The sequence below is a fragment of the Leifsonia sp. 2TAF2 genome (assembly GCF_052115085.1).
Lineage (GTDB): Bacteria > Actinomycetota > Actinomycetes > Actinomycetales > Microbacteriaceae > Leifsonia.
This window is the reverse complement of record NZ_JBFRFY010000002.1, coordinates 942,472-967,194: the sequence shown is the minus strand read 5'-3', so window position 1 is coordinate 967,194 and position 24,723 is coordinate 942,472. Positions and strand designations below refer to the sequence as shown.

The following is a 24,723-nucleotide window of genomic DNA, read 5'->3' as shown; positions in this document are numbered from 1 at the left end:
GTGACCATCTCCGGACGCTTCGTCGCCCTGCTCGCGCTGGGGGCCGTCCCCGTCGTGCTGCTCGGCGGGAGCGAGGCGGCGGCGTACGCCGCCTTCGCCGGCTGGCTGCTGCTGTCCCTGCTGCTCGGGCTCGTCGACCTTCTCGTCGCGGGTTCGCCGCGAGCGGTCGCGCTCGAACGGACGCTGCCGGCCCGTGTCCGGCTCGGCGCGGAGGCGGTCTCGGAGCTGTACGTGACGAACACCGGACGACGCACCCTGCGGGGAACCGTCCGGGACGGCTGGGAACCGTCTGCGGCCGCCGAGCCGACACGCACCCGCATCGCGATCCCGCCACACGAACGACGGCGGATCGTCGCCTCTCTGCGACCCTGGCGCCGCGGGGAGCGCCGGGTGCGCAGCGTCACCGTGCGCTCGTGGGGTCCTCTGCACCTGTGGGCTCGGCAGGCGACGCTGGAGGCTCCCGGCCGCATCCGCGTGCTTCCGCCGTTCACGGCGCGCAAGCACCTGCCGTCGCGACTGGCCCGACTGCGCGAGTTGGAGGGCAGCACGAGCGTCCTGCTTCGCGGCCAGGGCTCCGAGTTCGACTCGCTGCGCGAGTACGTGCGTGGCGATGACGTGCGGTCCATCGACTGGCGTGCGACGGCGCGGCGGCACGATCCGTCCGGCGGTCAGGGAGCGCGCGTCATGGTGCGCACCTGGCGCCCGGAGCGGGACCGCCGGGTGATCATCGTGATCGACTCGGCCCGAACGTCCGCCGCGCGGGTCGCCGACGAGCCGCGCATCGACACGGCGTTCGAGGCGTCCCTGCTGCTGGCGGCGCTCGCCACGCGAGCCGGCGACCGCATCGACATGGTGGCCTACGACCGCATCGTCCGCGGACGGGTCCAGGGTGCTAGCGGCCCTGAGCTGCTTTCCCGAATGGTGGATGCGATGGCCGGCATCGAGCCGGCCCTCATCGAGATGGACTGGTCGGCCGTGCCCGCGCAGGTCGCTTCGCTCACCTCGCAACGCTCCCTCGTCGTGCTGCTCACCTCGATCGAGTCGCCAGGAGGCTCACGCGGCCTGCTGAGCGTCCTCCCGCAGCTCACCGCGAAGCACCTGGTGGTCGTGGCGAGCGTGACCGACCCGGACACGCTGCAGGCGACCACCGAACGCCGCGACCGCGATCAGGTCTACCGCGCGGCGGCCGCGGAGCGATCCCTCCTCGACCTCAGCCGGGTGGCGGCTGCCGTACGCCGTCTGGGCGGGGACGTGGTGACCGGCTCCCCCGCCGACCTCCCGCCGGCCCTGGCCGACCGCTACCTCGCGCTCAAGGCCGCCGGCCGGCTCTGAGCCCTTCGGCGGTCCCTCGCGCGGACGTGTCGGCCAACCGCCCGTCAGCCCGCGACGATCCGCCGGGCTCCGGCCTCGAACTCGGTGAGGTCGCCGGTCTCCCCTGCCCGCACCGCGCGTCGGCCCAGCACCAGCATGTAGGCGAGGAACGCGGCCAGGGCGAGCGCTCCGATGGTGATCTTCGCCCACACAGGCAGCGACGACGGTGTCACGAAGCCCTCGATCAGGCCGGAGACGAACAGCGAGATCGCGCATCCCACGGCCACCGTGAAGAGCGCGCGGCCGTCCTCGGCGAGCGCCTGCCCGCGCGTCCGCGCGCCAGGCGCGATCCAGGCCCAGAAGATACGGAGCCCGGCCGCCGCCGCGACGAAGACGCTCGTGAGCTCCAGCAGGCCGTGGGGAAGGATGTACGAGAACATCACGTCGCCGCGGCCGTAGGCGAACATGACGCCTGCCGCCGTGCCGACGCCGATCGCGTTCTGGAGAAGCACATACGGCACGTAGAGACCCGTGATCCCGAAGGCGATGCACTGGGCGGCGATCCACGCGTTGTTGGTCCACACCTGACCGGCGAAGGAGGCGGCCGGGTTGTTGGAGTAGTAGTCGATGAAGTCGTGCTCGACGTAGTGACGCAGGTTCGCGTCGTCGCCCAGGTTCCGCAGCACATCCGGGTTGCCGGTGATCCACACCGCGTACAGGGTCGCGATGATGACGGTCGCCACGGCGACCGCGAGGACGATCCACCGCAGCCGGTAGAGAGCGGCTGGCAGCTGCAGCAGGAAGAAGCGGGGAAGCTGCGCGAACGGATTGCTCCCGGCACCGGTGAAGCGGAGCCTCGCCGAGGACAGCGCGAGAGACAGCCGGTCGCCGACTGCGGTCGATCCGGCGCTGGTCTGAATTGCGGACAGATCCGAGGCGCCCGACTGGTACAGATCGATGAGCCGATCGGCCTCAGGGCCGTTCAGGCGTCGCTTCGCAGCCAGCCGGGAGAGCTCCTCCCAGTCGGCGCTGCGGGCGGCTGTGTAGGCGTCGAGGTCCATCTGCTTAGATGATATCTATGATGCAGGCCGGGGCGGGAAGCGTGTCGCAGGAGGACCGCGGGCTCGACCTCGGTTCGTACACCGGCGAGGCCGTCGCGCTCGATGTGAAGCCGGCCAGCTACATCCTCCGCGCCGCCGGCACGATCATCGACTGGCTGACGTACATGCTCGTGATGTTCGGGTGCATCATGCTGCTGGTCACCACGGGCGCGGGCATCGATGAGGCGCTCGCGCGGGCGCTGATCGTGCTCATCCTGGTGTTCGGCATGGTGATCCTGCCGACCACGATCGAGCTGCTCTCCCACGGCCGGTCCCTCGGCAAGCTGGCGGTCGGCGCGCGCATCGTCCGCGACGACGGCGGCGCGATCGGCTTCCGCCACTCGTTCATCCGTGCGCTCGTGGGCGTGCTCGAGATCTTCATGACCTTTGGAGCGATCGCCGCCCTTACCGGCCTGCTCAACGCCCGCTCCAAGCGTCTCGGCGACCTGCTGGCCGGCACCTACAGCCAGCTCGTCCGCGTCCCGCGACCTCAGCCGCTCCCCCTCTATCTCGCGCCGCACCTGACCGCCTGGGCGGCGACCGCCGATGTCGCCCGCCTGCCCGACCGGCTCTCGCGGCGGATCGCCCAGTTCGTCCGGCAGGCGCCCGAGCTGACGCCGGCCGCACGTCTCGGGCTCAGCACGGAACTCGCGCGGGAGGCATCCCCGTACGTCTCGCCGCTGCCGCCGGTCGACGCCGAAACGTTCCTCGTCGCGGTCGCTGCGCTGCGCCGCGATCGTGACGCCCGCGGCCTCGCGCTCGAAGGGCAGCGGCTCGAGCGGCTGGACCCGGTGCTCGGCGCGCTGCCGCACGGCTTCCCCGACCGCTGACCCGCTCCATGCGCCACGCAACACCCCGACGCCCGCCACCCTTCGCCCGCCGCCAGGAGGTCACTGCCATGACGCTCGCCCGCCGCCGAATCGTCGACCTGAGCCACCGCATCCGCGCCGGGCTCGTCACGTACCCCGGTCTCCCCGCTCCGACGATCCAGCCGCACCTCACCCGGGAGGCGTCCCGCGTCGTCTACGCGCCCGGCACCGAGTTCGCGATGGACGTCATCACACTGATCGGCAACACCGGCACGTACCTCGACAGCCCCTTCCACCGCTATGCGGACGGGAACGACCTCGCAGGCCTCGAGCTCGACACTCTCGTCGGGCTCTCTGCCGAGGTCGTCCACGTGACGGATTCCGGCGACCGGGGCATCCCTGCGTCAGCCCTCGCAGGCCGAGCAGCGCCGGGTTCGGCCGTGCTGCTCCACACGGGATGGGATGCGCACTTCGGCACGCCCGCCTACGCCTCCGGCGCACCGTTCCTCACCGAGGACGGAGCACAGCTACTGGCGGATGCGGGGGTCGCCCTCGTCGGCATCGACTCGCTCAACATCGATGACACCGAGAGCGGCGGGACCCGGCCGGCGCACAGCATCCTGCTCGCCGCCGGGATCCACGTCGTCGAGCACCTCACCCGACTGGAGGAGCTCCCCGAGCGCGGTGCTCTGTTCACAGCGGCGCCACCGGCGATCGAGGGATTCGGCACGTTCCCCGTGCGGGCGTTCGCCGAGCTGCCCGCAGAAGACTAGGCCCGCATCCCGCTCAGTCGTGCAGGATGCGCTGGAACAGCACGTGGTCCTGCCAGCGGCCCGCGATCTTCAGGTAGTTCGGCGCGACGCCGATCCGCTCGAAGCCGGTCCGCGTCAGCACCGACTGCGAGGCGTGGTTCGCCAGTAGGGTCGCCGCTTGTACTCGGTGCAGGCCGTAGCTGTCGCGGGCGGCCTCGATGACGGCCGTCAGCGCGCTCGACGCGAGCCCCCGCCCGACGTGGTCGCGGTCGAGCCAATAGCCCACGTTCGCGGACTGGAAGGCCCCGCGGACGAGGTGGCTGAGGGTCACGCCGCCGGCGATCTGGTCGCCGTCAGCGAGGACGAGCGGGAGGGCCGCATCCACCTCGCGCAGCGCCAACAGCTCACGCGTCTGCGCGAGCTGCTCCTGCTCGGTGAAGAAGTCCTCGGTGCGCGTCGGATCCCACGGGGCGAGGTGCCCGCGGTTGCGCTGGTAGGCGGCGGCGAGCGCCGCGGCGTCCTGCTCTCTCCGCACTCGGAGGATCAGGCCGCCGGGGAGCTCCCGGTCGGCGAAGTCGAGAGTCATCAGTACCGGTAGTGGTCGACCTTGTAGGGGCCGTCGACCGGCACGCCGATGTAGGCGGCCTGCTCATCCGTCAGCGTGGTCAGCTCGACACCGAGGGCGTCGAGGTGCAGCCGGGCGACCTTCTCGTCGAGGTGCTTGGGCAGCACGTAGACGCCGACGGGGTATTTCTCGGGCGAGACGTACAGCTCCAGCTGCGCCAGCACCTGGTTCGTGAACGAGTTGCTCATCACGAAGCTGGGGTGCCCGGTGGCGTTGCCGAGGTTCATCAGGCGGCCCTCGGAGAGCACCAGGATGCTGCGGCCGGTGGGCAGCCTCCACTCGTGCACCTGCGGCTTGATCTCGACCTTCTCGGCGCCGGGGAGCGCCTCGAGCGAGGCCATGTCGATCTCGTTGTCGAAGTGGCCGACGTTGGCGACGATCGCCAGGTGCTTGAGCCCCAGGAGGTGGTCGAGGGTGACCACGTTGAGGTTGCCCGTGCCGGTGATGAGGATGTCGACCTGGTCGATCACCGACTCCAGCCGTGCGACCTGGTAGCCGTCCATCGCAGCCTGGAGCGCGTTGATCGGGTCGACCTCGCTGACGATGACGCGGGCGCCCTGGCCGCGCAGCGCCTCCGCCGCGCCCTTGCCCACGTCTCCGTAGCCTGCCACGAACGCGACCTTGCCGCCGATCAGCACATCCGTCGCCCGGTTCAGGCCGTCGGGGAGGGAGTGGCGGATGCCGTACTTGTTGTCGAACTTGCTCTTGGTGACCGAGTCGTTGACGTTGATGGCCGGGAAGAGCAGCTGCCCCTCCTTCGCCAGCTCGTACAGGCGATGGACGCCGGTGGTGGTCTCCTCCGTGACGCCGAGGATGTCGCTGGCGATTCGGGTCCAGCGGTCCGTCGACGCGGCGAGGGATGCGCGCAGCGCAGCGAGGATGACGCGGTACTCGTGGCTGTCGCCGTCGGTGTCGTCCGGCACCGCACCGGCGAGCTCGAACTCGCGGCCTTTGTGGACGAGAAGCGTGGCGTCGCCGCCATCGTCGAGGATGAGGTTCGGGCCCAGGTAGTCGGCGCCGTCGGCGGCGGCCTCAGCGGACCAGTCGAAGATCTGCTGGGTGCACCACCAGTACTCGTCGAGCGTCTCGCCCTTCCAGGCGAAGACCGGCACGCCGGCGGGCGCGCCGGGCGTTCCCGTGGGGCCGACCGCGATGGCCGCAGCCGCCTCGTCCTGGGTCGAGAAGATGTTGCAGCTGGCCCAGCGGACGCGGGCACCGAGGGCGACCAGCGTCTCGATGAGCACGGCGGTCTGCACCGTCATGTGGAGGGAGCCGGCGATCCGCGCTCCCGCGAGCGGCTGGGACTCGCCGAACTCGGCGCGCAGGGACATCAGCCCCGGCATCTCGTTCTCGGCGAGCCGGATCTGGTGGCGTCCCGCTTCGGCGAGGGAGAGATCGGCGACCTTGAACGGAAGGGAGGTGGCGGTGCTAGCTGGCATGAGGACCATTCTGGCATGCGCGGTGGAGCTCAGGGCAGCGCGGAGCGATGCCGCGACCCCAGCGCCGAGGGAGCCTGCGACCGAGGTACGAATCTCCCGCCGGGATCAGCCCCGGATGAGCCCCAGCACCTCGTCGCGGATGCGCGCCATCGTCGCCTGGTCGGCGGCCTCGACGTTGAGTCGCAGCAGCGGCTCCGTGTTCGACGGGCGCACCGAGAACCACCAGAACGGCTCGTCCTGGCCGACGCGTCCCGTGACGGTGAGCCCATCCAGCTCGTCGAAATCGGCGCGAGGCGTGAAGGCCTCGACGATACGGGTGAAAGCCGCGGGCACGTCGTCGACCGTGGAGTTGATCTCACCGGACATCGCGTAGGGCGTGTAGCGGGCGGCGAGCTCGGACAGCGGGCGGTCCTGCGACCCGAATTCGGCCAGCAGGTGCATGGCGGCGAGCATTCCGTTATCGGCGCTCCAGAAGTCGCGGAAGTAGTAGTGCGCGGAGTGCTCGCCGCCGAAGACCGCGCCGGACCGGCGCATGGCGTCTTTGATGAGGGTGTGGCCGACGCGGGTCCGCAGCGGGACGGCACCGGCGGCTTCGATGGTCTCGGGGACGATATTGGAGGTGATCAGGTTGTGGATGATCGTGATCTCGGCATCCGGGTCCTCGGCCCGGGCGCGCGCGATCTCGCGCACAGCGACGATCGCGGCGACGGCGGACGGCGTGACCGCGGAGCCGCGCTCGTCCACGACGAAGCAGCGGTCGGCGTCGCCGTCGAAGGCGAGGCCGAGGTCGGCGCCGTGTTCGACGACGGCACGCTGGAGGTCGACCAGGTTCTTCGGCTCCAGCGGGTTGGCCTCGTGGTTCGGGAACGTGCCGTCGAGCTCGAAGTAGAGCGGGATGATCGTGATCGGAAGCGCCGGGAGGCCTGCCGCCTGCTCCAGCACCGCCGGGACGGTCAGCCCGCCCATACCGTTCCCCGCGTCCACGACGACGGTGATCGGGCGGATACCGCTCAGATCGACGAGGGACCTGAGGTAAGCGGCGTACCGCTCCAGCACATCCTCTTCGCGGTAGCCGCCAGGGCGATCGACGGCCGGGATGCCGTCGGCGAGGTAGGCGGATGCCCGGTCGCGCACCGCTCCGAGGCCGGTGTCCATGCTGAGCCCCTGCGCGCCCGCCCGGGATAGCTTGATGCCGTTGTAGGTGGGCGGGTTGTGGCTCGCCGTAAACATCGCCGCGGGAGCCTGCAGCGAGCCGGAGGCGAAGTACGACTCGTCGGTGGAGCACAGGCCGATGGAGACGACGTCGGCGCCGCGTGCCCGAGCGCCGCGCGAGAAGGCCTCCGCGAAGGCGGGAGAGGAGTCGCGCATGTCGTGACCCACGATCACGTCGCGGCCGGCCGCATCCACCTCGTCGACGAACGCCGCCGCGATGGCCTCGACGACCTCGACCGTGAGGTCTTTCCCGACCAGACCGCGGATGTCGTAGGTCTTGACGACGGACTGCAGGCGCGGGTCACCGGTGATGCTCATGGCCCCTAACCTACCGTGACGGGAGGCTCAGAGGTCGGGCACGCTGACGTGCCGGACGATCTGCCAGCCCTGCGGCGCGGAGAGCCGTTCGGCGTGGATGGCACACAGGTCGTAGGAGTGCGGCTCGTGCTTCAGACTGAGCGGCCCGAGCACCGCCATCGAGTCCGCGTACACGTACGTGAGCGTCTGCACAGCGTCGCGCGGACACGCGACTCGGGAACACGGACGACTCAACATCGGGCTCAGACTACCCGAGCACCGCCGACGTAGGATGGCGACATGCCCCGCAACCGCCGCACCAGCAGCCAACCGCCGGCGACGAGCCGCTGGAGGAGCAGGCACGGGCGGGGCGCCAGGGGGCCGGTGACCGGTCCGCACCTGCCGATGTTGCAGAACCGGATCGACTTCTTCGACATGACCGTGGCGTCGACGGCCGACTACCTGAAGGGCGTCTGGCCGGAGGAGTTGTCGAACGTGCACTTCGAGGTCGCGGCGACACCGATCGGCAACTCGGGCTCGGACGGCGTCGACCGCTGGCGAGTGGATGCCGCGCACCGGCGCATCGTGCTCTACCGCGTGCCCATCCAGCGCCTCACGAAGTTGCACCGCGACGACGAACTGCACCGCCGCATGTACATCGAGGGATGCGTCTTCCGCGCCGTCGCCGAGCTTCTCGGCAAGGACCCGTGGGATCTCGCGCCCGACCGCTACCGGCACTTCTGAGGGCTGCCGGCCCTCAGTTTCGGGCCTGCCTCAGTTCGGGTAGACGGTGATCGGCGCCGCGAGCGCCCCGGGCGGTGCGAGCGTGAACGAACTCGCACGCCCCTCGGCCGAGAAGCTGACACTGCCGTAGAGGGCGCCGGCGCCGGTGACGCGATAGCTCCCCGCCGCGACCTTGAGCGTGACTCCCCCTTCGGCGGGCACCGTCAGCTTGGACTGCTTGCCGCCTCCCGTGACGCCCACCACCGTGATCGCCTGGTCCTTCTCGCCCGGGTTCGCGAAGTGCATCGTCGCACTCCCGCCGGAGGGGACGGCCGCCAGCAGGCTCTTCTGGAGGGGCCGGGCGGAGGCGAACCAGGTGAAGTCCCGCGTCTTCGCCCCGATGACCGAGGTCCGCGCGGAGGCGACGATCGGGACGCTGGAGTTGACCGTGACGGTGTAGTTGCCGTCCTTCAGGTGATCGAGCGGCACCTCCGCGACCGTGCCCGCCTTGACGGTCGTCGCGTACGAGTCGCCTGCCGCCGTCCCGGCCTCGCCGGCCGCTCCGATGGTCACCTGGGCGTCGGTGTCGCCGGGCACCAGCAGCCGAACGATGGGAAAGTCGACCCCGACGCCCTCGGCGGACTGGGCCGCCTGGATCGCCGCCATGGAAGCGATCGTGACACCCGGGAGGATCTGCTGGCGGGCCGGCGCCCCGGTCGCTCCGGCGATCTCGGCCCCGCGCGGCTGGATGCCCTGCTCGTAGCTCTGCTGCAGGGAGGCGACGACCTCTCCCCCGCTCGTCTGCACCCGGACGACGGAGGCGGCGGCCGACGGCGCGAGGCCGGACAGCGGCACCACCTTCTGCGAACGGGCGGGGACGATGATCCCCGCAGCGCCCGGTGCGCTCACGACGCCGGTCTCGGTGTAGATCGTCAGATCGACGGTCGCATCCACTTCGCTCGGGTTGGCGAGCAGCACCAGGCTGGTCTGTCCGAGTGACGTGGATCCGGCAGAGAGCCAGGTGTCCGCGGCCGGTTCGGCGCATGCTGAGGCGGCGAGACCGGCGAGGTCCTCCGTTGCGGCCGTCTGCAACTGCGCGGCGGCGAACAGTGGCGGAACCGAGGAGTCCTTGGGAGTGGTGACGGTTGCCACCAGCGGCGCTTCGTCCGACCCGGGGGAGTCGGCGTCGGGCTTCAGGGTCGTGGTGCGGACGGACGCGTCATCGGCGTGAGAGGCGGTCTCGGGCGCTCCGATGGCGCTCGGCCGAGTGGCGGCTCCCGCGTCCGCGGCGAGTTGCAGGAGCGGGCCCGGGCAGACGCGCTGCTGAGCGGCGGGAACCGGCGTGACGGTCTGCGCGGGCGCGCCGATCGCGAAGTCGGGCAGCGGAAGGAGCGTGGCGCCGGCGACGACGACCAGGGCCACGCCGATGCCGACGATCCCACCGAGCGTCCGGAAGCCGATACGTGCGAGGCCTTTGCGGTCAGCCACGGTCACCTCCATCGGTGGTGCGTCGGGGTCGGATGATGGTCTCCTCGAGTCCGTCTTCGAGCGTGGTGGGTGCAGGTGGGGTGGTCACGCGCTCGGCGTCGCGGTCCTCCTCCGTCTCGCGTTCGACGGCCGGCTCAGGCTCGACGGCCGGCTCAGGCTCGACGGCCGGCGCAGGCTCGACGACCGCGTCCGGCTCTCGCTCGGGCACGTCGTCCTCCTCGGCGGATTCGACGACGGCCTCGTCCTCCGGCTCCGCCTCGTATTCGTCGAGGCTCTCGTCCGCGATTCCGTCCGCCGCGGGATCGGGTTCGTCCGGTTCGTCGTCCGGTTCCACGGCCACATCCTCTTTCCGCCGGTGCGGGCGGCGTGCGGAGAGGTCCGAGACGCGGTCGGCCGAGCGGGTGGTGGGGATCGCCATGAGCAGCGTCGCGCCGATCACCACACCCTGCACGATCAGCACGAGCACCCGCCAGAGGCCACCGGCTCCCACCGGGATCTGGGCTGCGGGCGGGACGACGGCCGTGCCGCGGTCGAAGGCCCACAAGCGGCCGTTCGTGGTCGCGCCGACCGGCGCGAGCAGCGGGTTCGCATCCATCGCGATGCTTGCACGGGAGCGGGTGGCATCCGCGGCGGACGCATCCTGCTTCTCCAGCGTCGTCGCCGGCGGGGTGAGGAGCACGAAGTCGATGCCCAGCCGCTTCAGCTGCGGGGACGCGTCGTAGCCGCTGCGGGAGGACAGGTTACCGGCGAGCAGGGCCAGGTTCCGCTGGGCGGTCGTGAGCGACCGCTCGGTGTCGGCCAGCGTGGACTGGTCCTCCAGCGTCTGACCGCTGCCGCGGACGATGTCCGCCCGGATGCCGCCGTCGGGCTGCGGAACGATCCGCAGGGTGCCCGTTCGCGGCTGGGTGGCCGCTTTCGCCGTGACGACCGCCGGCATGGTCCGTCCATCGCTCTCCTGGACGACCGCGTTGCCGTTCAGCGTGGCGATGCCGATCGGCACGGCGGCGACAGCGAGGGTGACGATGGCGACCCACGCCGGGTACACGGCGGCACGACCGATCGCCGACAGCGCGAGCACGGCGGCGCCGATCAGCCCCAGCCAGTAGAGGCTCAGCCCGCTTCCGGCCCAGATCGGGACGACGGTCCCCCCGGAGACGGCGACCTGGATGTGCAGCGCGGTCACAGCGGTCAGGAATCCGGCCAGTGCGACCAGCAGCGCCACGATCGCACGGACGGTCCCCCGCAGGAAGAGCGCCAGGATCGCGAGGATGCCGAGCGGCGCGAGCAGGATCGGCACGATCAGGTTCGCCGAGGCCTCGGGGAGGTGCAACGCCTGAGCCAGCACGTGCCAGCCGCCGAGCGTCCCGTCCGGGAAGCCCAGCGCCAGCTGCCAGGCGGGCGTCTGCCGCGCGTCCAGGGGCACGCCAGGGTCGGCGAAGACCGACAGCCACGCGCCTCGCGATGCCTGCTGCCAGACGAGCGGCGCGAAGAGCACGACGGCCGGAAGCGGGATGAACGCGATGCGGGCGGCACGACGTCCGGCGAACGCGATCGCCGCGATCCACGCGACCACCAGCGCCGGGATCAGGATCGGCGCACAGGCGACCGTCGCCGCCGCGAGCAGGGCGGTGGTCGCGCTGGCCGCCCACGACCGGCGTGCGGCCAGGCCCGCGAAGAACAACCACGGAAGGAGGATGTGGGCGAGCACGGCCGCCGGCCGTCCGCCCTGCAGTGCGACCAGCAGGGTCGGGGCGAGGGCGTACACGAGCGCGCCGAATGCACGGAGCGTCGGCCGCGTGGTCAGCCGCGCTGCCGCAAGCCAGGCGCCCAACGCAGCGAGGGGCAGCGCAAGGACCCAGAGCAGGACGAGGGACAGGGACGGCTGCCAGAAGGTCAGGGTGCCGAGCACGGCCAGGACCGCGGAGAACGGATCGGCCGCTCCAGTGAAGCCGAGGCTCACATCCCGCCAGCCATAGCCGAGATTCGCCCACAGCTGCCCCACCGAGGCATCCAGCGGCAGGAGTCCGCCGCCGCTCAGGGCTCCGGAGCCGACGAGCGGGAAGAACAAGGCGACGCCGACGAGCAGTGCCGCGAGCACAGCCCATCCACCGCCGGTGCCGAAGAAGTCGAGATCCTGTCGCTCACCCTGCTGCCGGACCGTCGCGGCTTCACGTTTCAGTGCTCGGGCACGTCGCACCTCGGCGAACGGGACGCGCAGCGGCGCGACCGCCGCCCAGCCCACCTCCCGCGCGGAGGCGAGACGGCGACGGGCGTTGCTGACCGCGAGGCCGGAGAAGGCCACCCGGAACGCCGCGCCGAGCTCTCCGCCGATCGACCCCGGCTCCTTTCGGAGCAGGCGCAGCAGCCCGCGGAGGATGCCGAGGGGAACCAGGCTCAGCCAGTGCAGGAACACCGCCCAGCCCGGCGCGTACGCCATCCGGCGGTGCAGCTGCGCACGGCGGCGCTCGCCCGCGAGCCGGCGGCGCACGGTCCACTTCGGGGAGAGGTTGGGCCCGGCGACACCGTCTCCCGCGATGGCGACGCGGGCCTGGGCGACCAGGGTCACGCGGAACCCGGCGAGCCGGGCGCGGGTACAGAAGTCGAGACCATCGTCGATGGTGGGGAGGGCCGGGTCGAAACCGTCGAGCCGCTCCCACAGCGCCTGGCGGACGAGCATCCCGGCGCTGGAGACGGCGAGCACGTCGCTGATGCCGTCGTGCTGCGCCTGATCGAGCTCGTTCTCCACGAGCGGCACGGATGCGCCGAACGGCGTCATCGTCTCGCCGAACTCACGGATGAGCGCTGGATCGTCCCAGTCGACGAGTTTGGGCCCGACGACGGCGACGGATGGGGAGACCTCGAGCGCCGCGAGCAGGGCCTCGAGCGCCTCTGGCTCCGGCGCCGTGTCGTGTGCGAGCAGCCAGAGGAGCTGCTCGGGGCCGGACGTTGGCGGAAGGACGCGGACCGCGGTGGCGACGGCGGCACCGAAGGCGAGCTTCTCCGGAACGCTGAGCAGCTGGGTGGGCTGGGATTCGGAGAGCAGTCGCGTGGCGTCGTCGGAGGTCGCACAGTCGACGGCGATCACGGCGTCCGGTCGACGGGTCTGTTCCGCGAGGGCGTCGAGAGTGCGCTGCAGGTGGGGGCCGCCACTCTGGGCGACGACTATGGCGGTGACTCTCGGATACATCGCCAGTCAGCCTAGGTTGGGGCTGCGCCGATCCCGTCTTTGGCCCGGGCGCGGCGCGGATTGGATGGGCTCAGCCGGCGCGCTTGCGCAGCTTGCGGCGCTCGCGCTCGGACAGCCCGCCCCAGATCCCGAACCGCTCGTCGTTCGCGAGGGCGTACTCGAGGCACTGCGACCGCACTTCGCAGGAGGTGCAGATGCGCTTGGCGTCGCGGGTGGAGCCGCCCTTCTCGGGGAAGAACGCCTCCGGGTCGGTCTGTGCGCACAGGGCGTCGGTCTGCCAGGCGAGCGGGTTGTCGTCTTCGACCTCCGCCGCGCGGACCCCGGGGACACCGAGCTTGACCGGATCGATGAACCAGTCGTCGGGTACTCCAGAACGATATTCAGGAACTGGCATATCGGTCTCCCCACCCATGGACTGCTGAAACACGAGATTCCCGTGTAGCCCTAATTACACCGTTGTCATTCGCTTACGTCAAGTCGCGAATCGTAAAGCCTTGACCGCTGGTCGAGAGTTCGCGACGCGCCGGGGAAACACAACAATCCCGACACGCCCGGTCGGTTTTCGCCGGCCGGGGAGGTGTCAGGATGCCGCCTGGCGTGCTTCCCAGGCGCTGCGGACCATGTCGTCGAGCGTGTGACGCATCTCCCAGTCGAGATCGCGTGCTGCGAGCTCTCCCGAGGCCACGATCCTCGCCGGGTCCCCCGCGCGTCGAGGCCCCACTTCTGGGGTGAAGGCGATTCCGGTCACTTCGGCAACGGTCGACATGATCTGACCGACCGAGACGCCGTCGCCGCTGCCGAGGTTGTAGACCGGCTCGATCGGCTCGTGCGCATCCAGCCGCTTGGCCGCCGCCACGTGCGACACCGCGAGGTCGGCGACATGGATGTAGTCGCGCACGCAGGTGCCGTCGGGGGTCGGGTAGTCGGCGCCGTTGATCCGGGGCGTCCGCCCCGCGACGAGCGCGTCGAAGACCAGCGGGAACAGGTTGTGGGGGCTGGTGTCGCGCAGCGACGGGTCGCCGGAGCCCACGACGTTGAAGTACCGCAGCGAGGCGTGGCGTAGGCCCACCGCGACGCCCTGGTCGCGCAGCAGCCACTCCCCGACCAGCTTGGACTCGCCGTACGGCGACTCCGGGTTCTTCGGCGTCGCCTCGGTGACGATGTCGACGTCCGGTGTCCCGTAGACGGCGGCCGACGAACTGAACACGATCGCATCCACCCCGGCGTCCTGCATCGCCGCCAGCAGCACGGCCGTCCCGGTGACGTTCTGCTCGTAGGTGTGCAGCGGACGCTGCACGGACACCCCGGCGTACTTGAAGCCGGCCACGTGCACGACGCCCGTGATCGCGTTGTCCGCGAAGACATCGGCGAGCAGCTCGCCGTCGAGGATGGTGCCCCGGTAGAACGGGACGCCCGCCGGCACGAACTCCTCGTGCCCGCTGGAGAGGTCGTCCACGACGACCACGTCGATCCCTTGCTCGCGGAACGCCCGCACGACGTGCGCTCCGATGTAGCCTGCGCCTCCGGTCACCAACCACGCCACGGGCGGTCCTCCTGCTCGTTCGTCACTGCTGCCCACCACGATGGGGCTCCGGCCACACTATCGTCCACCGTCGCCCCTCATGCCGACGCCGATCGAGTGGAGGCGGACGAATGGATGTGCGGTCAGACGAACGCCGCCTGGCCGGTGATCGCGCGGCCCACGATGAGGGTGTTCATCTCGCGGGTGCCCTCGTACGAGTACAGGGCCTCGGCGTCGGCGAAGAAGCGCGCGACGTCGTAGTCGAGCACGATGCCGTTGCCGCCGAGCGCCTCGCGGCACCAGGCGACCGTTTCGCGCATGCGGGCCGTGGCGAACGCCTTCGCGAGGGCCGAGTGCTCGTCCCTCTGCTCGCCGTCGTCGAGCATCTGCGAGACGCGGGTGCACAGGCCGATGGATGCCGTGATGTTGCCGATCGACTTCACCAGGAGGTCCTGGATCAGCTGGTGGGAGGCGATCGGCTTGCCGAACTGCACTCGCTCCTTGGTGTAGCGGAGCGCCGCCTCGTACGCGCCGACGGCGACGCCGACGGCCGCCCAGGCGACCTCGGCGCGGGTCAGCCGCAACACCTTCGCGGTGTCCTTGAAGCTGTTGGCGTTCTGCAGGCGCAGCGACTCGGGAACGACGACGTTCTCGAGCGTGATGTCGGCGTTCTGCACGATGCGGAGCGACTGCTTGCCCTCGATCTTCGTTGCCGTGAAACCGCGCGTGGAGTTGGGGACGATGAAGCCCTTCACCTGGCCGTCCTCGGCGCTCTTCGCCCAGATGACCGTGATGTCGCTGAAGGTGGCGTTTCCGATCCAGCGCTTCGAGCCGTTCAGGATCCAGTTGTCGCCGTCGCGCGTCGCGACCGTCTTGAGTCCCTGTGCCGAGTCGGAGCCGGAGGTCGGCTCGGTGAGGCCGAACGCGCCCAGAACTTCGCCGCTCGCCAGCTTCGGGAGCCACTCCGCACGCTGCTCGTCGGAGCCGCACACACCGACCGCTCCGAGCGCGAGCCCGTTCTGCACGCCGACGTAGGTGCTCACCGAGGCGTCGATGCGGGCTAGTTCCAGCGCGACCCAGCCGCGGAACACCGCGGAGTTCTCGAACGCCGCGGTCTCGGGGAAACCAAGGCCGATCGCGCCGTTGCGGTGCAGCACGTCGATGATCTGGTGCGGGAACTCCGCCTTCTCCCAGTACTCGTTGACGATCGGCTTGACCTCCGACTCCAGCTGCTCGCGCAGGGTCTGGATGAAATCCTTCTCGCGATCGGTGAGGAGGTTCTCGAAGCCGTAGAAGTCGCCGGCGATGGTCTCGAAGGGCATGTCTGCTCCATTGCGTCCACGTGGATGGTCGGGCGCCCGTCAGCCTAAGGAACGCGCCCGGCCGGGACAAAGCGATTGGTAGTTTGGTCCAACGGAACGAAAGGGATGGCGACGGATGTTTGTGCGCATCGGCAACACCCCGCGCGACTACGCGTGGGGCTCCACGACCGCGATCGCCGGTCTGCTCGGGACGGAGCCGAGCGGCCGCCCGGAGGCGGAACTGTGGCTGGGCGCGCATCCCGGCTCCCCCGCCCGCGTGCTCGACCCGGCGCTGGCCGACGGCGCCGACGACCTCGCCGCCTGGGAGCGGACGAGCGGCCTACCGTACCTGCTGAAAGTGCTGGCGGCGGCCGGCCCGCTGTCGCTGCAGGCGCATCCCTCGCCCGAGCAGGCGCGTGCGGGGTTCGAGCGCGAGAATGCAGCAGGGCTCCCGGCCGACTCCGCGGACCGCAACTACAAGGATCCGTTCCACAAGCCCGAGCTGATTTTCGCGCTCAGCGACCCGTTCGAGGCGCTCTGCGGGTTCCGTGATCCGGCCGAGAGCCGTGCAGCGCTCGAGCGCCTGGCGGCAGCCGGTTCGGGCGGGGCGGTGCTCTCCGGGTTCGCCCGGACGCTACAGGGCGAGTCCGGCGACGTCCTCCGGCGCGCCACCGAGTGGCTGCTCGGCGGCGACCCCGACGTCGATCTGCTGGTGGCAGAGGTCGTCGCTGCGGCGCGCGCGCTCCCCGACGACAGGGATGCGGACACCGTGCGGATGCTCGACGACGCGTTCCCCGGGGACCCGGGCATCGTTCTCGCCCTGCTGCTCAACCGCGCGACCCTTCGCCCCGGGCAGGTGCTGTACCTCCCGGCGGGGAACATCCACGCCTACCTGCGCGGGCTCGGGATCGAACTCATGGCGGCCTCCGACAACGTGCTTCGCGGCGGGCTCACCCGCAAGCGCATCGACGTGCCGGAGCTCGTGAGCGTGCTCGACTTCACCCCGATCCAGGCGACGCCGCTCGCGCCGGAGCGCCCGGCGGCGGGTGTCGAGACGTTCCGGCCGGACGTCCCCGATTTCGCCCTCGAGCACATCGCTCTCGATGAGGATGTGGAGAGCGCGACCGTCGCGCTGCCCGGCGCGGCCATCGCGCTGGTCACCAACGGGGAGGTCGAACTCGCGGGCGCGACCGGATCGTTGCACCTCCGACGGGGAGACGCCGCGGTCGTCACCGACGAGAGTGAGCTGACAGTCGCCGGCCGCGGAACGGTGTTCGTCGCACACCCCAACGGCTGAGTGACGAGACGCCCGTGGCTCTGGGCGGGTGACGGGTCGGTTATCCTGCCGAAGTGACCACGCCGCGCCTGCAGCCGCCCGTCCGCCGCCGTAGCGGTGTCGACCCGGCCCGAGTCGACGCGGTGCGCGCAGCGACCGGCACCGGCGAAGCAGTGCTCGCCGCAGTCGTGCTGTTCACGCTGTTCGCGGGCGACTTCTGGCGCAACCTGATCAGCTGGCCGGGGTACTTCGTCCTCGCCGGGGTGCTGGGAATCGCCTGCATCGTCCTCGTCGTCCGCTCGCGGCCGCGATTCCGCTGGAGGACCACTCCGAAGACGTTGGTGCTCTTTCTGGCGCTGGCTGTGGCATCCATCGCCTGGTCCGCTTACCCGGGCGCGAGCGCCCTCGGCGTGCTGGGCTCGTTGCTCACTGCGGCGGGCGGCGTGTTTCTGGCGCTGCGCCTCGGCTGGCCTGGCCTCCTGAGCGCCCTCGGCAACGCCTTCCGGTGGATCATCGGACTGTCGCTGATCTTCGAGCTCGTTGTCGCGCTGTTCGTCCGGCACCCGGTGCTGCCGCTGACCCCGGTGAAGCCCGTGCCGTCGGGGACGCTCCCCCAGGCGTTCTACTGGAGCCGCGATCTGCTGTTCCACGGTGGACCGATCCAGGGCATCTCGGGAAACAGCAACCTGCTCGCGATGATCGCGCTGCTCTCGATCATCGTCTTCGGCATCCAGGTCGCCGACCGCACGGTCCGCCGCGGGTCTGCCGTCACCTGGCTGGTCCTGGCCGTGCTCACCCTCGCGCTCACGCGGTCCGCCACGGTCATCGCCGCCGCCCTCGTCACGGCCGTAGTCCTCGCGTTCGCGCTCTGGGCGCGTCGCGCAGGTCCCGAGCGCCGCACCCCCGTCTACGTCGTCGGAATCGCCCTCGTCGCCGCGACGATCGTGCTGGTCTCGGTGTTCTCCTCGCGCATCCCCGCCCTCTTCGGCAAGAGCGAAGACCTGACGGGCCGGTTCGACATCTGGGAGGCGGTGACCCGCCTCGCACAGCAGCGTCCGGTGTTCGGCTGGGGATGGGTCAGCTATTGGGCCCCGTGGGTGAAGCCCTTCGACGGCCTCGCCACCCGGAACGGCGTCGAATACCTGCAGGCGCACAACGCGTGGCTCGACGTCTGGCTGCAGCTCGGGATCGTCGGTCTCGTCGTCTTCATCCTCCTGGTGCTGACGACGTTCGGGCGCACCTGGTTCCTCGCTGTCGACCGGCCCCGCTTCACGATCGCCGACGACCAGCCGTACCGGGCGACGACGCTCCTGCCGCTGCTTCTCATCGCGGCCCTGATCGCGCAGAGCTTCGCCGAGAGCCGCATCCTGATCGAGGGAGGCTGGGCCCTGCTGGTCACATTGGCGGTCGCGACGAAAGCGAAACAGCGCTGACCGCTGGACGCGCGCAATCCCGCCCTCCCCGTAGTCTGTGAACATGGCAACACCCCGCCGGACCCTGGTGCCCCCCGCGGTGACCGAGTTCCTGGGCTCCGCCCGCTTCACGTCGACGCTCGCCCTCCTGGCGGTGATCACGGGGTTCTCCACGCATGCTATCCGGGGCCTCATCGGCTGGCCGGGGCTCATCGGCGCCCTCGCGGTGCTGGTCGTGCTCGCGGCGCTGTCGTTCGCCGCGCAATGGCGGCTCATCGAGTGGCACGGACTGCTGCCGATCTCGGCGCTGCTGTTCGTCGGCTGGTGCGCCGTGTCCATCTTCTGGAGCCAGTACCAGTGGGCGACCCTCAACGGGGTCGTGTACCAGCTCATCTTCGCGTTCCTGGCGGTCTACATCGCGCTGGTGCGCGACGCCATCCAGATCGTGCGGGTGGTCGGCGACGCCCTCCGATTCCTGCTGACCCTGTCGCTCTCGCTGGAGGTGCTGAGCGGTCTGCTGCTCGACGCTCCGCTCCGCTTCCTGGGCATCCAGGGCAATATCGCGGCGGGCGGTCCGATCCAGGGTCTGTTCGGCACGCGTAACCAGCTGAGCATCGTCGCCTTGATCGCGTTCGTCACGTTCCTCGTCGAGTTGCGCACGCGTTCGGTGCGACCGCCGGTCGCGGCCTACTCGATCACGCTGGCCGGGCTGTGCATCCTGCTCGCCCACTCCCCCGTGATCGCCGCGGTCTCGGTCGTGGTCGGCCTCGCCACCCTGGCGCTGTACCTGCTGCGGAAGGCGCCGGCGCAGCAGCGTCCGTACTTCCAATGGGGGCTCGCCATCTTCACGATCGCGGTCCTGATCACCGCGTACATCTACCGCACCCGCGTCATCGACCTGCTGAACGCGCGAGCGGACTTCCAGGTGCGCTACCAGCTGTGGATCCAGATCTGGCAGCTGATCCCCGTCCAGCAGACCGTCGGCTGGGGCTGGATCGGCTCGTGGCCCACCGGCCTCTACCCGTTCACCGCGATTCAGGATGCGACGGGCGTCTACCACTCGGACGGCCTCAACGCGTACCTCGACGTCTACCTGCAGGTCGGCATCATCGGCCTCCTGCTGTTCGTCGCCCTCATCGCGCTGGCATTCAGCCGGTCGTGGCTACTCGCCTCCAACCGCCGCAGCGTGGTCTACGCCTGGGCGCCGCTGGTGCTCGTCGCGCTGCTCGTCACCAGCGTCTTCGAGAGCTCGATCCTGGTCGAAGCCGGATGGATGCTTCTCGTCATCTGCACGGTCAAAGCGTCGCAAGGGATGAGCTGGCGGCTGAGGTTACCGCACCGCGACGGGACAGCCAGGTAACGACCTCTGGCCTCTCGTTCGATCAGCCCAACCAGTTCATGACGTTCCAACCGGAGCCGATCTGTCGAGGGCTGCCCCATCCGGATCGCCCGGTTCCCGGGTAGAGAACCAGCGCGCCGGCCGCAGTGCGTCCCAGCACATCGTCGTGGCCGTCCCCATCGAAGTCGCCCGGAGAGACGATCGTTGTGATCCCGTTCCATCCGATCCCCACCACGACCGGGACCTTCCAGCCTGACGGCGTGTGGCCATACAGCCACAGCCGACCGGAAGAGTCGCGCGCCAGCAGGTCCGCCGACCCGTCCCCGTTGAAGTCATTGATGCCCACCACGGCGGTCATCCCGCCCCAGCCGGACCCGATCGCGGAACGGGCTCGCCACCCGCCATGGCCGTCGCCCGGATACAGCCACAGGGCGCCGGACCCGTCGATGGCCAGCACGTCCGGCACGTGGTCCCCGGTGAAGTCGTTCACGCCGACCATGATCCTCATGCCGCCCCAGCCGGAGCCCACCAGCCGGCGGGCGCCCCAACCGCTCGCACCGTCGCCCGGGTACAGCCACAAGAGTCCGGCGCTGTCCCGCGCCACGACATCGTTGCGCCCGTCACCATCGAAGTCCCCCGGCGACAGAATCGTCATCCCGCCCCAGCCGCTGCCCACCTGAATCGACGCGGGCGACAACCAACCGCCCGAGCCGCTACCGCGATAGAGGAACAGGCCCCCCGTCGCGGAACGCGCGAGAACGTCGCTCTTGCCATCCGAATTGAAGTCGTTCTGCGTGGGCGGCGCGGCGCTGCCGGGAGCACTCAACGACGAGACCCCCTTCGGCGTTCCGAGTCCCGTGGGGCCGTCGTATCCCGGCGCAGCCGTGCAGAGGTAGGCGGGAGCGCAGCCGGAACCGTTGCTCCCCTGAGTCACGTCGTTGAGCGCTTCGGGATGCGCGTACGGGTACGACGCCGGGTACGTCCCCGCAGCGGGCACACCTGCCAGCGCGTACATGCCCGCCACGAGGGGAGCACTCACGCTGGTGCCTCCGAAGACTTGCCACGCCGACGTGTACGGCGCTGTCGCGGCCGGCCCATACCCGGCGACGCCTGTGCCCGGATCGGCCACGGCCGACACGTCGGCCACCGTCTTGCTGACGCATCCGGTGTCGGTCTGCCAGGCGGGCTTGACGCTGTACGAACTGCACCCGCTGCCAGAACCGCTCCAGGCGGCCTCACTCCAGCCACGATCGGTTCCTGCCGCAACCGACAGGCTGGTCCCGCCGACCGCGGTCACGAAACGGGAGCTGGCCGGGAACTCGGATCCGTAGCCGACATCCCCGGTGGAGGCGGTGATCGCCACTCCCGCGTGGTCGTAGTACGCGTCGTATGGGCTGAAATCCCAGCCGGCGTCGGCGATCCCATACGAGTTCGAGACGAACCGGGCGCCGAACTGCACTGCGGTGTTCACGGCTTGACCGAGGTTCGTGACCGATGCATCGTCCGCCTCGACGAGGAGGATCTTGCAGCTCGGGCAGGCCGCCGACACCATCTCGATGTCGATGGCGGTCTCCGGGCCCCAGGACCGCTGTGGGTCGACCGCCGGATAGCTCGCGCCTCCGCGCTGGTCCACCTTGCGGAAGCACCCGTTGGCGGTGGTGCACGCAGGCAGGCCGAACCGGGAACGGTAGGCAGCGAGGTCGGACTCGGCGGTCGGGAGGTCGTAAGCGTCGATCACCGCGACCGTCGCCCCCTGGCCGGCTCCCGCAGGCAGTGCGTAGGCCTGCTGCAGCTGACTCGGCGAATACCCGACGGGCGCCTGCCCGACCGCCGGGGCGGCAACGCCCTCGACGACCTCGGCGAAGCAGGCGGCGTGCCCGGGCTTCGGCGTGGAACAGGTGCGGCGATGCGGGTGCCCCGCGAGTCGCGGATCAGCCGTCGGGCCGGTGCCGGGCGTCGGCGCGGTGCCGGACGGTGCTGCGGCCACGGAGGATGCTTCGGCGCTCGAAGGCGCCTGCACCGTCGCGGCCTCCGCCGGGACCGCGACCGCGAGGGCGGCGACCACCATCGCCGAGAGGGCGATGAGTCCTGCTGTCGAACGTCTCGTCACGCGACCTCCCGTTTTCTCGCGTCACAGTATCAGCCGTCCACGCACCCCTCGTTCCTCCCCCGAACACACGTTGCGATGAACGCCGGCACCGACCTGCCCCCCGTATAGCATCGGTGTGCGACGGCAACTCCCCCGACGGAGTCCGCCGCGCTTGCATCCGAGCGGGGAGACGTCCGATGCCGCATAGAAAACTCCTGATCGCACTCACGACGGCTGTCGTCGCCGTGACGGCGTTGACCTGCGGCGACGCGCTTCCCGCAACCGCCGTCGACGGGCCAGGATCACCGACATCGACTCCGGTCGTGCCGACGGAGCCGGCGACCCCGTCTCCGTCATCCGGCCCCACCGTCGCACCGACGCCGACGCCGTCGCCGTCGCCGAGCGCCTCATCCGCGTCCCCGTCGCCCGTCACGGGCGACGATCCGGATCTCGCCACCCAGAACCGCGCAGGAAACCACGCCATGGGCTCCACCATCCGCGAGTTCGATCCCGCCAGCGCACAGGCTCCTGCCACCGCCTCGCCCCGCTCCTTGGTGGCTTCGCCCAACGTCGCTCCGCCCGGGTTGCCCGGCCTTGATGTGAGCGGCTGGCAGACGAACATCAACTGGTCCCAGGTCGCTGCGAACGGCGCGAAGTTCGCGTACGTCAAGGCGACGGAGAGCACCGACTACCGCAGCAGCCAGTTCGCCAGCCAGTACAACGGCTCGTACGCTGCCGGCCTTACCCGAGGCGCGTACCACTTCGCCATCCCCAACGAGAGTTCTGGCGCCGCGCAGGCGAACTACTTCGTGGACAACGGCGGCGGCTGGACGCAAGACGGACGAACCCTCCCGCCGCTCCTCGACATCGAGTTCAACCCGTACGGCGCCACGTGCTACGGGTTGAGCGCAGCCCAGATGGTGTCGTGGATCGCGGACTTCTCCAACACCGTGTACAACCGGACGGGCCGCTATCCCGCCATCTACACCAACACCAACTGGTGGGTGGCATGCACCGGCAACAGCGCGGCCTTCGGTACCAACCCGCTGTTCATCGCGCGCTACCCGAGCAACGTCGCCTCCGGCGCGGGGACGTTGCCCGCCGGGTGGGGCGCTTACACGATGTGGCAGTGGTCCAATGCCGGCATCTTCCCCGGCGACCAGGATGTCTTCAACGGCGGGACGGCCGCGCTGCAGCTGCTGGCCACGACCGGCCGCACCATGCCGCAGCCGGTGGTGGGCGGAGGGGACCTGAACGGGGACGGCAAGCCGGACCTCCTCGCGCGCAAGCCGGATGGTTCGCTCTGGTTCTACGCAGGGAGCGGGAAGACCCCGAATGGCGCGGGTTACCTCGCCGCCAAGAAGATCGCCTCCGGGATGGGCATCTACAACCAGATCCTCATCCCCGGGGACATCACCGGAGATGGTAAGGCCGACGTGCTCGCCCGACGGACCGACGGCGCCCTCGTCCTCTTCGCGGGCACTGGCATCATCGATTCCGGTCATAGCGGGCTCGCGCCGGCCGTGACACTCGGCTACGGCTGGGACGCGTACACCGACATCATCGCGTCGGGAGACGTGAACGGAGACCACAAGGCCGACCTGCTCGCCCGACGGCCGGACGGCTCCCTGTGGCGCTACTCGGGCACGGGGCAGGTCTCAGGAAGCGATGTCGGCTTCCTCAACGGTGTGAAGGTCGGGCTGTCCTGGAACGTGTTCACGCAGGTCGTCGGAGCGGGCGACCTCGACCACGACGGCTGGGCGGATCTGGTCGCTTTGCGACCCGACGGTTCGCTGTGGCTGTACCGCGGATCGTCCACCGGGTACGCGCCCGGCGTCACGGTGAGCGTCGCCGGTCTCAGCCCGAGTGACCTGCTCATCTCCGCCGGCGACGCCGACGGCGACGGCTCGCCCGACCTCCTCACCCGAACGGCCTCCGGTGCGCTGTACTTCCACGCGGGAACGATCGCATCCCTCCCCGGATACGGCGCTCCCCAGACCGTCGGCGCCGGATGGCAGTCCTTCTCGACGGTTATCGGTGCCGGAGATCTGAACGGAGATGCCGACCCCGACATCGTCACGATCCGCGGTGACGGGACCCTGTGGAGCTATCGCGGTAAGGGGTCATCCGCTGGCGTGAACAACAGCTACCTCAGTGGAACCCTCATCGGATGGGGATGGTCCTCCTTCCTGCGTGTCATCGATGCCGGAGATGTGGACGGCAACGGGACTGGTGACCTGGTCGCCGTCCGCTCAGACGGGACCCTGTGGCTCTACCTGTCGACCGGCACGGTGGCCTCCGGCCAGCCGACGTACGAGGCTGGGCGCCTCATCGGGACCGGATGGACAGTGTTCGACAAGATCATCGCGGGCGACTTCGACGGCGACGGGAAACGCGACCTCCTGGCGACGCGGACCGACGGCTCCTTGTGGTTCTACCCCGGGATCCCCCGATCGAACGGATCCGGATGGTCGGGCCCGGGTGCGCTGGCCGGCGTCGGCTGGTCCGGCTTCACCGGATTCGTGACCTCCGGGGACTCGAACGGCGACGGCAAGACCGATCTCGTGGCCAAGAGGGGGGACGGCACGCTTTGGTTCTACGCCGGCCTGGGCAAGACCTCGACAGGGACTCCCGGGTTCCGAGCGGGTGTGCAGGTCGGGTCCGGATGGGGCACGTTCACCACGGCCACCGGCACTGGCGACCGTTCCTCCGGTCGATCGGGCGACCTCCTGGGCATCACTCCAGGGGGCGCGCTCCTCTACTACCCCGACAAGCCGGTAAAGGCGCCAGGGTACGGGCCCAGCATCGTCGCGGGGACCGGATGGGGCATCTTCGGCTGAC

19 protein-coding genes are annotated in these 24,723 nt (G+C 70.2%); 8 read left to right on the top strand and 11 right to left on the bottom strand.

Annotated features, from left to right (window positions below):
• The gene (locus AB4Z18_RS16780; RefSeq protein WP_441783876.1) at positions 1–1,332 is read left to right on the top strand and encodes a DUF58 domain-containing protein; all 1,332 of its coding nucleotides are present in this window, start codon (positions 1–3) and stop codon (positions 1,330–1,332) included.
• A 44-nt stretch (positions 1,333–1,376) separates the two neighbouring features.
• Here AB4Z18_RS16780 and AB4Z18_RS16775 read toward each other — a convergent pair whose 3' ends face one another.
• On the bottom strand, positions 1,377–2,372 hold the full coding sequence (locus tag AB4Z18_RS16775; RefSeq protein ID WP_441783875.1) for a stage II sporulation protein M: 996 nt from the start codon (positions 2,370–2,372) through the stop codon (positions 1,377–1,379).
• 17 nt (positions 2,373–2,389) lie between these two features.
• Here AB4Z18_RS16775 and AB4Z18_RS16770 point away from each other — a divergent pair, with 17 nt between their 5' ends.
• Positions 2,390–3,241: an RDD family protein gene (locus AB4Z18_RS16770; RefSeq protein ID WP_441783874.1), complete on the top strand. Its 852-nt coding sequence runs from the start codon at positions 2,390–2,392 to the stop codon at positions 3,239–3,241.
• 68 nt (positions 3,242–3,309) lie between these two features.
• The gene (locus AB4Z18_RS16765; RefSeq protein WP_441783873.1) at positions 3,310–3,993 is read left to right on the top strand and encodes a cyclase family protein; all 684 of its coding nucleotides are present in this window, start codon (positions 3,310–3,312) and stop codon (positions 3,991–3,993) included.
• A 13-nt stretch (positions 3,994–4,006) separates the two neighbouring features.
• Here the strand turns inward: AB4Z18_RS16765 and AB4Z18_RS16760 are convergent, their stop codons facing one another.
• From AB4Z18_RS16760 to AB4Z18_RS16745, 4 genes are all read right to left on the bottom strand, one after another.
• On the bottom strand, positions 4,007–4,558 hold the full coding sequence (locus tag AB4Z18_RS16760) for a GNAT family N-acetyltransferase (RefSeq protein ID WP_441783872.1): 552 nt from the start codon (positions 4,556–4,558) through the stop codon (positions 4,007–4,009).
• Positions 4,558–6,036, bottom strand: coding sequence for an adenosylhomocysteinase (ahcY, locus tag AB4Z18_RS16755; RefSeq protein WP_441783871.1), 1,479 nt, complete (start codon positions 6,034–6,036; stop codon positions 4,558–4,560). Before ahcY ends, AB4Z18_RS16760 begins: the two co-directional genes overlap by 1 nt.
• Positions 6,037–6,141: 105 nt before the next feature.
• The gene (locus tag AB4Z18_RS16750) at positions 6,142–7,566 is read right to left on the bottom strand and encodes a phosphomannomutase/phosphoglucomutase (protein WP_441783870.1); all 1,425 of its coding nucleotides are present in this window, start codon (positions 7,564–7,566) and stop codon (positions 6,142–6,144) included.
• A gap of 27 nt (positions 7,567–7,593) precedes the next feature.
• Positions 7,594–7,803, bottom strand: a complete 210-nt coding sequence (locus AB4Z18_RS16745; RefSeq protein WP_285113867.1) for a DUF3499 family protein — start codon at positions 7,801–7,803, stop codon at positions 7,594–7,596.
• Positions 7,804–7,845: 42 nt separating this feature from the next.
• On the opposite strand from AB4Z18_RS16745, the gene AB4Z18_RS16740 reads away from it, so the two are divergent.
• Positions 7,846–8,289, top strand: coding sequence for a metallopeptidase family protein (locus AB4Z18_RS16740; protein ID WP_441783869.1), 444 nt, complete (start codon positions 7,846–7,848; stop codon positions 8,287–8,289).
• A 30-nt stretch (positions 8,290–8,319) separates the two neighbouring features.
• Here the strand turns inward: AB4Z18_RS16740 and AB4Z18_RS16735 are convergent, their stop codons facing one another.
• The 5 genes from AB4Z18_RS16735 to AB4Z18_RS16715 form a co-directional block, all read right to left on the bottom strand.
• Entirely contained in the window at positions 8,320–9,756 is a 1,437-nt protein-coding gene (locus AB4Z18_RS16735) for a DUF5719 family protein (RefSeq protein ID WP_441783868.1), read from the bottom strand.
• Positions 9,749–12,943: a glycosyltransferase family 2 protein gene (locus AB4Z18_RS16730; RefSeq protein WP_441783867.1), complete on the bottom strand. Its 3,195-nt coding sequence runs from the start codon at positions 12,941–12,943 to the stop codon at positions 9,749–9,751. Before AB4Z18_RS16730 ends, AB4Z18_RS16735 begins: the two co-directional genes overlap by 8 nt.
• Positions 12,944–13,013: 70 nt before the next feature.
• Positions 13,014–13,337, bottom strand: coding sequence for a WhiB family transcriptional regulator (locus AB4Z18_RS16725; RefSeq protein ID WP_441783866.1), 324 nt, complete (start codon positions 13,335–13,337; stop codon positions 13,014–13,016).
• A 186-nt stretch (positions 13,338–13,523) separates the two neighbouring features.
• Positions 13,524–14,486, bottom strand: coding sequence for a UDP-glucose 4-epimerase GalE (gene galE, locus AB4Z18_RS16720; RefSeq protein ID WP_441783865.1), 963 nt, complete (start codon positions 14,484–14,486; stop codon positions 13,524–13,526).
• Between the two features lie 122 nt (positions 14,487–14,608).
• On the bottom strand, positions 14,609–15,787 hold the full coding sequence (locus AB4Z18_RS16715) for an acyl-CoA dehydrogenase family protein (protein WP_441783864.1): 1,179 nt from the start codon (positions 15,785–15,787) through the stop codon (positions 14,609–14,611).
• A gap of 115 nt (positions 15,788–15,902) precedes the next feature.
• On the opposite strand from AB4Z18_RS16715, the gene manA reads away from it, so the two are divergent.
• Genes manA through AB4Z18_RS16700 form a run of 3 tightly spaced genes read left to right on the top strand, consistent with a single transcriptional unit; the run spans position 15,903 to position 19,814 of the window.
• The gene (gene manA / locus AB4Z18_RS16710; protein ID WP_441783863.1) at positions 15,903–17,063 is read left to right on the top strand and encodes a mannose-6-phosphate isomerase, class I; all 1,161 of its coding nucleotides are present in this window, start codon (positions 15,903–15,905) and stop codon (positions 17,061–17,063) included.
• A gap of 53 nt (positions 17,064–17,116) precedes the next feature.
• On the top strand, positions 17,117–18,475 hold the full coding sequence (locus tag AB4Z18_RS16705) for an O-antigen ligase family protein (protein ID WP_441783862.1): 1,359 nt from the start codon (positions 17,117–17,119) through the stop codon (positions 18,473–18,475).
• Between the two features lie 43 nt (positions 18,476–18,518).
• A complete protein-coding gene (locus AB4Z18_RS16700) occupies positions 18,519–19,814 on the top strand; it encodes an O-antigen ligase family protein (RefSeq protein ID WP_441783861.1) in 1,296 nt (431 codons plus the stop codon).
• A 22-nt stretch (positions 19,815–19,836) separates the two neighbouring features.
• On the opposite strand, the gene AB4Z18_RS16695 is transcribed toward AB4Z18_RS16700, so the two are convergent.
• Positions 19,837–21,903, bottom strand: a complete 2,067-nt coding sequence (locus tag AB4Z18_RS16695) for an FG-GAP-like repeat-containing protein (RefSeq protein ID WP_441783860.1) — start codon at positions 21,901–21,903, stop codon at positions 19,837–19,839.
• A 176-nt stretch (positions 21,904–22,079) separates the two neighbouring features.
• On the opposite strand from AB4Z18_RS16695, the gene AB4Z18_RS16690 reads away from it, so the two are divergent.
• Entirely contained in the window at positions 22,080–24,722 is a 2,643-nt protein-coding gene (locus tag AB4Z18_RS16690; RefSeq protein WP_441783859.1) for a GH25 family lysozyme, read from the top strand.
• The last annotated feature ends 1 nt before the right edge of the window (position 24,723 follow it).